13 protein-coding genes are annotated in these 11,382 nt (G+C 64.2%); all 13 read right to left on the bottom strand.

Annotation, left to right across the window (positions count from 1 at the left end; translation table 11 throughout):
• Positions 1-114: 114 nt before the first annotated feature.
• The 13 genes from BJ994_RS17195 to ftsH all read right to left on the bottom strand — a co-directional run bounded on the left by BJ994_RS17195 (position 115) and on the right by ftsH (position 11,260).
• A complete protein-coding gene (locus BJ994_RS17195; RefSeq protein ID WP_167995625.1) occupies positions 115-435 on the bottom strand; it encodes an Lsr2 dimerization domain-containing protein in 321 nt (106 codons plus the stop codon).
• A 106-nt stretch (positions 436-541) separates the two neighbouring features.
• The gene (locus BJ994_RS17190; RefSeq protein WP_167995624.1) at positions 542-736 is read right to left on the bottom strand and encodes a hypothetical protein; all 195 of its coding nucleotides are present in this window, start codon (positions 734-736) and stop codon (positions 542-544) included.
• A gap of 3 nt (positions 737-739) precedes the next feature.
• A complete protein-coding gene (lysS, locus tag BJ994_RS17185; protein ID WP_167996085.1) occupies positions 740-2,194 on the bottom strand; it encodes a lysine--tRNA ligase in 1,455 nt (484 codons plus the stop codon).
• Positions 2,195-2,258: 64 nt separating this feature from the next.
• The gene (gene panC, locus BJ994_RS17180) at positions 2,259-3,182 is read right to left on the bottom strand and encodes a pantoate--beta-alanine ligase (protein WP_167995623.1); all 924 of its coding nucleotides are present in this window, start codon (positions 3,180-3,182) and stop codon (positions 2,259-2,261) included.
• On the bottom strand, positions 3,179-4,105 hold the full coding sequence (locus BJ994_RS17175; protein WP_342450419.1) for a Rossmann-like and DUF2520 domain-containing protein: 927 nt from the start codon (positions 4,103-4,105) through the stop codon (positions 3,179-3,181). Before BJ994_RS17175 ends, panC begins: the two co-directional genes overlap by 4 nt.
• Entirely contained in the window at positions 4,102-5,646 is a 1,545-nt protein-coding gene (locus BJ994_RS17170; protein WP_167995622.1) for a PH domain-containing protein, read from the bottom strand. Before BJ994_RS17170 ends, BJ994_RS17175 begins: the two co-directional genes overlap by 4 nt.
• Positions 5,643-6,158, bottom strand: coding sequence for a PH domain-containing protein (locus BJ994_RS17165; protein WP_167995621.1), 516 nt, complete (start codon positions 6,156-6,158; stop codon positions 5,643-5,645). The genes BJ994_RS17170 and BJ994_RS17165 overlap by 4 nt, the downstream gene beginning before the upstream one ends.
• Positions 6,151-6,642 (bottom strand): DUF3180 family protein, encoded by a 492-nt coding sequence (locus tag BJ994_RS17160; RefSeq protein ID WP_167995620.1) that lies wholly within the window; start codon positions 6,640-6,642, stop codon positions 6,151-6,153. Before BJ994_RS17160 ends, BJ994_RS17165 begins: the two co-directional genes overlap by 8 nt.
• A 60-nt stretch (positions 6,643-6,702) precedes the next feature.
• Positions 6,703-7,197, bottom strand: a complete 495-nt coding sequence (folK, locus tag BJ994_RS17155) for a 2-amino-4-hydroxy-6-hydroxymethyldihydropteridine diphosphokinase (protein ID WP_167995619.1) — start codon at positions 7,195-7,197, stop codon at positions 6,703-6,705.
• On the bottom strand, positions 7,194-7,583 hold the full coding sequence (gene folB / locus BJ994_RS17150; protein WP_167995618.1) for a dihydroneopterin aldolase: 390 nt from the start codon (positions 7,581-7,583) through the stop codon (positions 7,194-7,196). Before folB ends, folK begins: the two co-directional genes overlap by 4 nt.
• Before the next feature lie 7 nt (positions 7,584-7,590).
• Positions 7,591-8,496: a dihydropteroate synthase gene (gene folP / locus BJ994_RS17145; protein WP_167995617.1), complete on the bottom strand. Its 906-nt coding sequence runs from the start codon at positions 8,494-8,496 to the stop codon at positions 7,591-7,593.
• A 13-nt stretch (positions 8,497-8,509) separates the two neighbouring features.
• Positions 8,510-9,127 (bottom strand): GTP cyclohydrolase I FolE, encoded by a 618-nt coding sequence (gene folE, locus BJ994_RS17140; RefSeq protein ID WP_342450418.1) that lies wholly within the window; start codon positions 9,125-9,127, stop codon positions 8,510-8,512.
• A gap of 60 nt (positions 9,128-9,187) precedes the next feature.
• Positions 9,188-11,260, bottom strand: coding sequence for an ATP-dependent zinc metalloprotease FtsH (ftsH, locus tag BJ994_RS17135; RefSeq protein ID WP_167995615.1), 2,073 nt, complete (start codon positions 11,258-11,260; stop codon positions 9,188-9,190).
• Positions 11,261-11,382 lie beyond the last annotated feature (122 nt).

Below are 11,382 nucleotides of genomic sequence, written 5' to 3'. Positions count from 1 at the left end.
GCATGGAGGTGCCTTGTGGAGCGTGTTCGCCACAGGCGAGATAGCCCATGGATGCCGTCCGAGTGCAAACGGCGCGGCGGAACACTCTGCGGAAAAGCAGTGTGGTGAAGGCCGTTACCGCTGGGCGGCGCGGTACGCCTCGATGATCTCCGAATTCACCCGGCCCCGCGAGGAGACGTTGTACCCGTTCGACTTCGCCCATTCGCGGATCTGCGCCGCCTCCTGGTTCCGTGCCGGAGCGCTCTGTCGCGGCTTTGACTGGCTCTCACGGCGTGCCGCGGACACGTAGGGCGCCAGCGCATCGCGAAGATCCTTTGCGTGGGCCGAGGAAAGGTCCATTTCATACTGCACGCCGTCCAGACCAAACCTCACGGTCTCATCTGCCTCGCCGCCGTCAAGGTCGTCAATAAGAATGATTTTGACTTTTTGAGCCACGATTTTCTCCCATGTCAGATGTAATGCCCGTGCCAGACGAAATGCTGATTCCAGAGTAATTATGAACCGCTGGAATGCCTGCGTCAAAGGGCGGGCATAAATGGGGTTAGCGGGGTGTGTCCCCGTCTTCGACATCTGCGACAGTCTCCGAAGGTGATTGTGCAGGCGAATTGTCCCGTGCAGTACGTTCGGCGGCCTCTGCTTCGCGCTCAGCCCTATCGGCGTTGAAGATCGCCCGCATCACAAAGTAGAAGATAGCGCCTACCGCGAGGGAGGGCAGGAGAACGGCCAAATACTCCATGAATTAACCCAGTTCCGGCTTGAGTAGCGGGAATAGGATGGTTTCACGGATACCAGCCGAAGTGAATAACATCACTAAACGATCGATTCCGAGGCCAATCCCTCCCATTGGCGGGGCACCATATTCAAGGGCGCGCAAGAAGTCCTCATCAAGCTGCATGGCTTCATCATCACCGGCCGCGGCGCGGCGGGACTGTTCAACCAGGCGCTCCCGCTGGATCACCGGATCAATGAGCTCCGAAAATGCGGTCCCGCGTTCCATACCGCCGATGATGAGATCCCAAGCCTCAATGAGCCGCGGGTTACCACGATGCGGCCGCGCCAGAGGCTGAGCCGAAGGCGGATAATCGTAAACGAATGTGGGCTGCAGAAGGGTTGGCTCAACAATTTCGCTGAAAAGCTCCAGAACCAGCTTCTCCTCATCCCAGTTCTGATCGACCGAGATTTCCCGTTCCTTGGCAAGGGCCAACAGCGTGGCTTTGTCGGTCTCTGGGGTTATTTCCTGCCCGACTGATTCCGAAAGCCCTGGATAAACACCGAGCCAACGCCATTCTCCGTCGAGGTCGATCGTTCCTTCGGCGCTTTCGAGCTGCCTCGACCCAAGAAGGTCAGCGCAATTCAGAATGATCTCCTTCATGCGCTCCGCCATTACGAACTGGTCGGCATAAGCCTCGTAGCACTCGAGCATCGTGAATTCCGGGCTGTGTGTCGAGTCCACACCCTCGTTCCGGAAAATGCGTCCAATCTCATACACACGGTCAATTCCGCCAACCACTGCGCGCTTCAAATAGAGTTCCAACGCGATGCGCAGTGTCATCTTCTGGTCAAAGGCATTTACGTGGGTTTCAAAAGGGCGGGCCGCCGCACCGCCGTGAACCAACTGCAGAATAGGCGTTTCAACCTCGACGTACTGGTGCGAGTGGAGCGTCTCACGGATGCTGCGGGTGATCGCCGCCCGGGTGCGAACCATTTCGCGTGCTTCCTCGCGCACCATGAGGTCCACATACCGCTGCCGGACGCGGGTCTCCTCATTCACACCGGCATGCAGGGTGGGAAGGGGGCGTAGCGCCTTCGAAGCCATCTTCCAGGATACGGCCATCACGGAGAGTTCGCCGCGGCGCGAACTGATCACTTCCCCGCTTACCTGGACATGGTCACCCAGATCTACGGTGGTCTTCCAGTCCGCCAGAGACTCTTCGCCTACCGCGGCGAGGCTCAACATCGCCTGAAGGCGGGTGCCGTCACCCTCCTGCAGCGTTGCGAAGCACAGCTTGCCGGTGTTTCGGAGAAAGACCACGCGACCAACCACGCTGACGTTTTCACCGGTGGAGTCGCCGGCCTCCAGGTCCGCGAAGCGTTTCCGGATTTCGCCGAGTGAAGAACTCCGCTCGGGCAGCACCTGGTAGGCGTCTTCCCCGCGCTCCAGCAGTCGCGCGCGCTTTTCCATGCGGATTCGCATCTGCTCGTTGAATTCTTCGGTGGTAAGGCTTGGCTCAGTGGTCACGGTATCTAAGGTTACCGGTTCAGCTTTGCCCGTCAGTCTGGCCCTTGGAGGGCTCCGCTTTCAGTGGCTGGTTGTCGATCAGCCGCACACTGCCAACTCTCGCGGCGATCAGCGCCAGGCCGTCCTCCGTAAACGGGGTCTCCCGGCAGTTGAAGGCCAGCGGCTCCAGGGTCAGCGGGTCCACCACCTCGAAGTATTCGAGCGCAACCAGAGGTTGGCTGTGGACGAGTGCGACGGCGGAATCCAGGTCAAGCGGTTTACATCGCCTTGCGCGCTCCTCCAGCAGCCGGAGAGCGCGCGAAAGGACGAGGGCCGCATCAGCCTCTTCATCGCTCAGGAACCGGTTACGGCTGGAGCGGGCGAGCCCTTCCGCCGTGCGGACGGTGGTCACCGCTCGGATTTCGACGGCGAAGTTAAGGTCCCGCGCCATGCGGCGGATCAGTACCAGCTGCTGGGCATCCTTTTGGCCGAAGTAGGCGCGGTAGCCGGCGTCAGCGGCGGGCCACGCCAGGTGCAGGAGCTTCGCCACGACGGTGAGCATGCCGTCAAAGTGCCCTGGCCGGAACTCGCCTTCGAACTTCTCGCCGAGCCCGCCGGCGGACAGCCGTACAAGAGGTTCGCCGTCGGGATAGACCTCATCCTGGCTCGGCGCGAACACGAGGTCGACACCCTGCCGGCCCAACAGTTCGACGTCGGCATCGAGTGTCCGGGGGTAGCGGTCAAGGTCCCGTGGATCCCCGAACTGCAGCGGATTCACGAAGATGGTGGCAACAACGACGTCGTTCTCCTCCCGGGCAGCCCGCGCGAGGGCCGCGTGGCCCTCGTGGAGTGCACCCATGGTCGGTACCAGACCCAGGCTCACTGGCCCCGGTCCGGCTGCCGACAGGAGTTTGACCGTTGCTGCGCGCAGCTCCGCCGCGGTGGTGATGACGCGTGGACTCATTGATCGTCCTCTCCGGATTGCTGAAGTGCGCGCGTGATGGCCAGGCCCTGGTCGGGTGTCAGGAGACCGCGTTTCACCCCGCGCACCGCGGTGACGGCCGCGAGTTCCAGGTAGGCACGACGCACGTCCTCGGGAGCCGAGGCCAGGGCAGCGGAGTGCGCCTTGACCGTGCCTGAGTCCCCGCGTGCAACCGGTCCGGTGAGGGCGCCCTCGCCGGCAGCGAGCGCGTTCTCCAGTGATGCGCGCATGAGCGGGCCAAGAAGCCTGTCGGGCCGTTCGATCCCGATGGCCGCGAGTAGCTGTGTGGACTGCGCTGCGAGGGTTACCAGGTGGTTCGATGCGTGCGCGAGCGCCGCGTGATAGAGAACCCTGTCCTCTTCTTCGACGACAACCGGCTCCGCCCCCATCTCGACCACCAGTGCCTGCGCGACCGGCAGAACCGCTGCCGGGGCGGTGACTCCAAACGAGCAGTCCGGCAACCGGGTCAGGTCCAGGCTCAGTCCGGTGAACGTCATGGCCGGGTGCAACGCGAGCGGAATGGCGCCGAGTCCGCGCGCCGGTTCAAGCACGCCGGTTCCGAACCGGCCGGAGGTGTGCGCTACCAACTGTCCGGGCTGCCAGGCGCCCACGGCCGCGAGACCCGATACGAGTTCCGGCAAGGCGTCGTCGGGCACTGCTACAAGAACCAGCTCCGCGCGCTCGACGATCTCCGGAATGGGCAGTATCGGCACCCCCGGCAGGAGGTTCTCGGCACGCTCCCTGCTTGCCTCGGACACAGCCGAAACACCGACGACGGCGTGCTCCGCGGCACGCAAGGCAGCCCCCAGCACTGCACCTACCCTGCCCGCACCGATGACGCCGACACCGAGCCGGCCGGGTTTCCGCCGTCCTTCGCGGGACGGCAGTGCCTCGGGAGTACTCACTGCTTCTGCGGGCCTTCCTGGTAAGACGGGGGTTCCGGCATGACTGCAGGGTCAGCTGCAGGTCGGGGCTCGTCCGGTGCTTCCGGTGCGTCGGCGGTCGGCTGGTCAGAGGGCCGCATCCATTGTTCCGGCCCGCTGCGCCTGCGGGCCTCAGCGGCGCGGACGGCCTGCTCCTGGAACAGCGTCCACGCCTGCGCGGTTTCGATCTGCCGCACGCGTGGGGACACGGGCCCCGGCGTCGTATGGAAGACGAGGTCGGCAACCTTGAACCGGCGGGCAAGCGGTCCCTGATGTAGCGCAAGGGATTGCGTGCGCTCGTGGGGTACGACGGCGAGCTGCCGCCACCACGCGCCGGAGCGCGCCAGGATTGCAGTGTGGGTCACTGCAACGCCGTTGCGCCGCCAGGCCAGCGGCGCGACGGGCCGGGCGCCGCGCGGAGTGGTGACGAAGCCGCCATCAGAATCCCGGCCGGCGAGACCGGCTGTGAACACCTCGACAGGGTGTTCCGTACCCGGGTCCGGGAGGACGAGCGCAAGGATCTGCAGCACCTCGTCCCGGGTGCCGACCGGTAGGAGGGTTGCCCGGGCCTGCGCTTCCCCGCTGGCGGACGCGCCGTAGCCGGCCACGTTCACCGTGACTTTGTACCAGCCCTTCAACCGCCAGAGGGGGGACTGCACCACGCCAACGGCCTGGACCCGTCCGGGCGGCACGGTCTGGGTCCGCGTATCGAGCAGCCCGTAGCGGATTCGGATACCGTCCGGGGAGATGGCAGCGCGGAAATTGAACCCGGTGTTGAGCGCATTCCAGTAGGCACTGATCACGCCGATGGCGAGCGGAAGGATCGCGGCAAGCAACGCTCCAGACTCGAAGATGATCGCTGACGCAATGACGGCGACCCCACCGATCACGACCACGATGGTGCTGCCGGACAGCACCGCCGCGCCGATTACCCGTGCAGGCGTCAACGCCAGGACCTCCCGCTCGGGGGCCTCCTGGATTTCGTCCGGATGGTCGGGGTCCACAGTGACGCCGGCCGCCCGCGCGAGGATCGTTGCGCGCAGCTTCTGCGCCTCTCCCAGTTTGAGGAACGACAGCCGAACCGCTGACTCACCGGCGTCGGCGACGTCGAACTTCAGCTCCGCGAGACCAAAGAGACGGGCAAGGAACGGCTGTACTACGTCGATGGCCTGCACCCGGTCCAGCCGCGCCTGGCGGTTCTGCCGGAAGATCACCCCGGAGTTTACGCGGACATGATCTTCGGTGACCTGATAGCGGGTGAAGTACCAGGACAGGAAGAAGCCCGCCGCAATTAGAAGTGCGACCCCCACGACGATCGCAACAGCCCACACCAGTCCAATCGTGTTCCCGTTGAAGTCCGGACCGTCCCCGGTCAGGATCCCTTCGAACCAGTCCCTTCCGCCGAAGAAGAGCAGCGCGGCGATGGCAATCCAGCCACGCACCAGGGGCGAGACGATGTGGACGCGCTTCCACTCGTCCGCAGATGTGGCAAGCAGCTCCGGATCCGGTTGAACGGCGCTCACAGTCCCGCCAGCTTCGCCTCACCGCGCGCGGAGAGTTGCTCGCGGAGCCGGGCCCCCTCGCTTGTTGGCAGGCCCGGAATCTCCGCGTTGGTACCCGGTGAGGCGGTGTGCAGTTTGACGGTGCACAACCCCAGCGCCCGCTCGATCGGCCCCACGCCGACGTCGACGTACTGCATGCGGCCATACGGGACCACCATGGTGCGCTGGAAAAAAATTCCGCGCCGGATCAGCAGATCCTCGTTGCGTTCGGCATAGCCGATCGCGCGAACCTGCCGCGGAAGCAGCAGTCCGCGCCACACCGCGAGAACGACGACGGCGGCGGGCAGCAGCCAAGCCAGCCAGGCGGGGAATCCCTCCCAGACCCCTGTCAGCATCAGCACAAGGGGCACGGACAGGATCAGCAGGTAGAACACGCTGCTGATCGCCCACCCAACAAGCTGGACTTTCAGGTACTTCGGTGACACCTGTGTCCACTCGATCCCGGTTGGGTCTATTGGTTCTTCCCTACGCATACTCCCCCTCGCCGCTTTCCCGGGACTCATCCGCCCCGGCGTCATCATCCGGCGGAAGCTTGCAGAAGCTTTCCACCATCAGACCAACCACAATCATCGCAATACCGGCTGCAATCAGCGCGACGCTCCCCCAAATGGGTCCGAAATTGCCCGTGAGGCTCACCCAGGTGAGCTGATCGGCAAGGATGCCCGCGTGCCAGCCGGCACTGAGGGCCCCTGCGTAAGCCGTGGCCTGCGCGAGGACCACGGTGCGGGCGGCGAGAAGCGGATCCAGCCTGCGCTTGGAGTTCCCGTTGCGCCAGCGACGGACGCGCAGTCCAAATATCAGCGTCACCGCGATGACGGCTGCGATGGTGAGGAGGGAACTGAGCGGCAGCGACGGCGTAGGGAAACCGTTACGGGTAGCCCCCCAATTGACCAGCCACCCCGCGGCACCGGCCACCAGGGCTATGAATACCAGCCAGCCGAACCTGATTGAGCCCACAGCCTAAGCGTAGCGCGAGGGACCCGGCGTGAGCGAAGCGAGCCCTGGGGGCGCTACATGCTAGACGCCCTCGAACGGCGCGAGGCCGGAGAGATCATCTGCCTGCTCAGCCAGTTCCGTGACCGGCCGTCCCGCCAGCCTGGCCGAGGAATCCATCCACGCCCACGGCTGCAGCACAAACGCCCGTTCAGCAGCCCGGGGATGCGGAAGGGTGAGCCGCTCATCGTCGGAGACCAGGTTCCCGTAGGTGACGATGTCGATGTCCAGGGTACGTGGCCCCCAGCGGACCGTCCGCACGCGGTGATGCTTGTTTTCCACGGCCTGGCAGTGTTCCAGGAGTTCGTACGGACCCAGGTCGGTCTCGATTTCGATGACCATGTTCAGGTAGTCGGGCTGCTCAGGACCGCCCACGGCCTTGGACAGCACTACGGGAGAGACCTCGCGCAGCCGGACATGCGGTGAGTCGACGATATCCGCCACAGCCAGTGAGAGCGTGTCATTGCTCTCCCCGAGGTTGCTGCCCAGCGCGAGGACTGAGCGCACCGTGCCGCTCACGCGCGTTCCCGGAAGATGGAAACGGTGACGTCTCCAAACGGCACCTCGATGGGTGCCTTGGGCTTGTGTACCGTCACCTCGACCGCGTCAACGGCGAAGGATTCCAGCACGTGCCCGGCGATGCGCTCAGCGAGGGCTTCGATGAGGTTGAGCGGTTCGCCGGTGATGAGATCACGGACCTGCTCCGCCAGTTCACCGTAGTGTGCGGTCCGGGTGAGGTCATCCGAGATTCCTGCCGGGCGCAGGTCGAGGTGAAGCACGACATCCACGATGAACGGTTGCCCGTCGCGCCGCTCGTGCTCGAAAACCCCGTGATGCCCGACGGCGGTGATCCCCGTGAGCGTGATGGTGTCCTGCCGCGTGGGCGGACTCGAAACTGTTGTCATTGTGCGCCTACTTGGTCCAGGAAGCGGCAACCTTGACGGCGTCCAGGTTGGGGCCGACGTCGTGCACGCGGACGCACCAGGCGCCGCCGGCCGCCGCCAGGGTGGACACGGCAATGGTCGCGGAATTCCGCTCGGCGGGTGCGGCAGCCTTGCCCGCGGTGCTGAGCAGGGTGCCGAGGAAGCTTTTGCGGGATGCTCCCACCAGGATCCGGTGACCGAGCACCTCGAAGCGCTCCAGCGAGCGCAGCAGTTCCCAGTTATGGTCCCCCTTCTTGGCGAAACCGATTCCCGGATCGAGGATGATCTGCTCGGCGGAGACACCCGCTTCATAGAACTTGTCCCGCACACTCATGAGCTCGGCGATGACGTCCTCCACGACGTCGTCGTAATCGGTGAGCGAGTCCATGGTCTGCGCGTTGCCACGGCTGTGCATGAGGACGTAGGGGACACCGCGCTCCGCGATGAGCGACGGCATCTCCGGATCGAAGTCGAGGCCGGACACGTCGTTGACGATGGCCGCACCGGCGTCGATCGCCTTGGCCGCCGTAGCGGCGTGCATGGTGTCAACGCTGACCAGGGCGCCGGCCTTCACCAGCGCGGCAACGACAGGGAGGATGCGCTGCTGCTCCTCCTCCACGGTGGTCTGCTGTGCGTTGGGCCGCGTGGATTCACCGCCCACGTCAACAATGTCCGCTCCGGCGTAGTGCATGCGGAGGCCCTCGGCAATGGCGTCGTCAGCGGTGGCGAACCTGCCGCCGTCGCTGAAGGAGTCCGGAGTGACGTTGAGGATTCCCATCACGAGCGTCCGGTTGGTTGGCAGGTCCGCGAAGGACTTGCGGACCCGGGTTGGCCTCAGGACGGGCAGGGGCGACGTTGCTGGTCCGGTTCCTGGGGCTGCTGCGAGTGAATCCATATAGTGCGGTGTCCTATCTTCCGAGTATCAGGCTCATGGCCTCGGCGCGTGTGGCGGCGTCGCGCACCTGGCCGCGCACCGCCGAGGTGACGGTTTTCGCTCCAGGCTTGCGGATGCCCCGCATCGACATGCACAGGTGTTCGCATTCGATAACCACAATGGCGCCCTTGGGTTGCAGGTGCTCCATCAGCGCGTCGACGATCTGCGTGGTCAGGCGCTCCTGCACCTGTGGACGACGTGCGTAAATCTCAACCAGCCGCGCCAGTTTGCTGAGGCCGGTGATCTTCCCTTCTTCAGAGGGAATGTACCCGATGTGCGCCGTGCCGTGAAATGGGACGAGATGATGCTCGCAGGTTGAGTAGAACGGAATGTCCTTGACCAGCACCAGTTCCTCATGGTCCAGATCGAACGTGATCGAGAGGACATCCTTTGGATCCTGGTGGAGGCCGGCGAAGAATTCGGCGTACGCTTTCGCAACCCGTTTGGGGGTGTCCTGGAGCCCGTCCCGGTCAGGATCTTCGCCGATTGCGGCCAGGATTTCCCTGACCGCCCGCTCGATTCGGGGCTTGTCTACCTTGGAGCCGGTGGCCGCCAGGGCAGCATTTACCATCTCATCGTCAAAATCGGTCACGCAAAGCATCCTAACCCGGCCCCTACGGCCGTCCCCCAGTGGTTACGGGGTTCGACCCGCCTAGTCGGAACGGTTGGTTCCCGTCGCGCCGCCCTTGTCATCCGATTCTGTCTCCGGTTCCGGCAGTCCGTCACCCTGAACGTCGAAGTCCCGTGGCAGGTTTGCATCGGCGATCTGGTCCTGGGGTGAAACGCTGTCCGGATCCGGCTCACCGGAGGCTTCTGCCTCGGCGCGTTCCTTCGGAGTAACCACGGGAGGCAGCGAATGCACGGGCCGGCTGTCCTTGGAAAGCCAGACGTGACGGGCGTCCCGCTTCCGGATGTCCTCGAAGACCTCTGCGATCTCCGCCTGGTTCAAGGTTTCGCGCTCCAGCAGTTCCAGCGCCAGCCGATCGAGGACGTCGCGGTTCTCCGTGAGGATTGCGTAGGCCTCGTCATGGGCGTTGTCGATGAGGCGGCGGACTTCCTCGTCAACGATGTAGGCGATGTGGTCCGAGTAGTTGCGCTCATGGCCCATGTCGCGTCCGAGGAACGGCTCACCGCCGCCCTGGCCCAGCTTCACCGAGCCGATGCGTTCGCTCATGCCGTACTGGGTGACCATCTTGCGCGCCGTGGAGGTTGCCTTCTCGATGTCGTTGGAAGCCCCCGTGGACGGGTCGTGGAAGACGATTTCCTCGGCCACGCGGCCGCCCATGGCGTACGCAAGCTGGTCGAGCAGTTCATTGCGCGTGATCGAATACTTGTCATCCGCCGGCAGCACCATGGTGTACCCCAGGGCACGCCCGCGCGGCAGGATGGTGACCTTGGTGACGGGATCGGTGTTGCGGAGAGCTGCCGCCACCAGGGCGTGGCCGCCCTCGTGGTACGCCGTGATCTTCCGCTCGAGTTCCTTCATCACGCGGCTGCGCTTCTGCGGGCCCGCGATGACGCGGTCGATCGCCTCATCGAGGGCGCGGTCGTCGATGAGCTGCGCGTTGGACCGTGCGGTCAACAGAGCTGCCTCATTGAGGACGTTGGCGAGATCCGCACCGGTGAAGCCCGGCGTCTTCTTCGCCACGGAGCGCAGATCCACGCCGGGGGCCATCGGCTTGCCCTTCGCGTGAACCTGGAGGATGCGCATCCGGCCACCCATATCCGGGGCCTCGACGCCGATCTGCCGGTCGAAGCGGCCCGGACGGAGCAGTGCCGGGTCCAGGACGTCAGGCCGGTTGGTTGCAGCGATGAGGATGACGTTGGTGTTGGCGTCAAAGCCGTCCATCTCCACCAGGAGCTGGTTCAGCGTCTGTTCACGCTCGTCATTGCCGCCGCCGACGCCGGCACCACGGTGGCGTCCGACGGCGTCAATCTCGTCCACGAAGATGATGGCCGGAGCGTTGGACTTGGCCTGCTCGAACAGGTCGCGGACACGCGAGGCACCCACACCGACGAACATTTCGACGAAGTCCGAGCCGGAGATTGAATAGAACGGCACGCCCGCTTCACCGGCAACGGCGCGCGCGAGCAGGGTTTTACCGGTACCGGGAGGGCCGTAAAGCAGCACGCCCTTGGGGATCTTGGCGCCCAGGGCCTGGAACTTGGCGGGCTCCTGCAGGAACTCCTTGATCTCGTGGAGTTCTTCCACCGCTTCATCGGCGCCTGCGACGTCATTGAAGGTGACCTGCGGCATGTCCTTGCTGATCAGCTTGGCCTTGGACTTGCCGAACTGCATGACCTTGGAGCCGCCGCCCTGCATCCGGCTGAGCAGGAACCAGAAGATGGCGCCCAGGATGAGGATGGGCAGGATCAGCCCGAGGATACTGGTGAACCAGTTGTTCTCGATGGGCTGGTCCGTGAAGCCGTCCACGTCGGAGGAGTTGATCGCCTCGACAACGAGTTCCCCGCGGTTGTTACTGAAGAGGAAGTAAACGCTCTGCCCGAGCTCCTCGTAGTCCTCACGGAGCGTGAGATCCACCCGGTTCTCGCCGTCGACAATCTTGGCCTGCTCCACCTGGTCATTCGCGAGGAGCTCCAGACCCACTTTGGTATCCACGCGCGAACCGCTGTTGTTGAAGACGGAGGGCAGGATCACCAGGAGTGCGACAACAGCCAGCACTATCCAGAAAATGGGTCCTCTGAAAATGTTCTTGAATTTCATTCAACTCAGGGCTGGATGCCCTGTCCCTCCTGCTTCATCAACCAAATAGCGCTGGTCCGTATAGCTGGTCTCCAGTGCAGTGCGCTCGAACAAGTACCAGCTTTACATCGTCTGCAGAATCC

The organism is Arthrobacter pigmenti (assembly GCF_011927905.1).
In the GTDB taxonomy this organism is placed as follows: Bacteria; Actinomycetota; Actinomycetes; order Actinomycetales; family Micrococcaceae; genus Arthrobacter_D; species Arthrobacter_D pigmenti.
Note: the sequence above shows the minus strand (reverse complement) of the source record. Positions and strands in the feature narration are given on the sequence as shown.

Excerpts from the sequence above, each read along its gene's own strand:
- BJ994_RS17190 (WP_167995624.1), bottom strand. The coding sequence starts at position 736 with ATGGAGTATTTGGCCGTTCTCCTGCCCTCCCTCGCGGTAGGCGCTATC.
- lysS (WP_167996085.1), bottom strand. The coding sequence starts at position 2,194 with ATGCGAATCCGCATGGAAAAGCGCGCGCGACTGCTGGAGCGCGGGGAA.
- panC (WP_167995623.1), bottom strand. The coding sequence starts at position 3,182 with ATGAGTCCACGCGTCATCACCACCGCGGCGGAGCTGCGCGCAGCAACG.
- BJ994_RS17165 (WP_167995621.1), bottom strand. The coding sequence starts at position 6,158 with ATGCGTAGGGAAGAACCAATAGACCCAACCGGGATCGAGTGGACACAG.
- folB (WP_167995618.1), bottom strand. The coding sequence starts at position 7,583 with ATGACAACAGTTTCGAGTCCGCCCACGCGGCAGGACACCATCACGCTC.
- folP (WP_167995617.1), bottom strand. The coding sequence starts at position 8,496 with ATGGATTCACTCGCAGCAGCCCCAGGAACCGGACCAGCAACGTCGCCC.
- ftsH (WP_167995615.1), bottom strand. The coding sequence starts at position 11,260 with ATGAAATTCAAGAACATTTTCAGAGGACCCATTTTCTGGATAGTGCTG.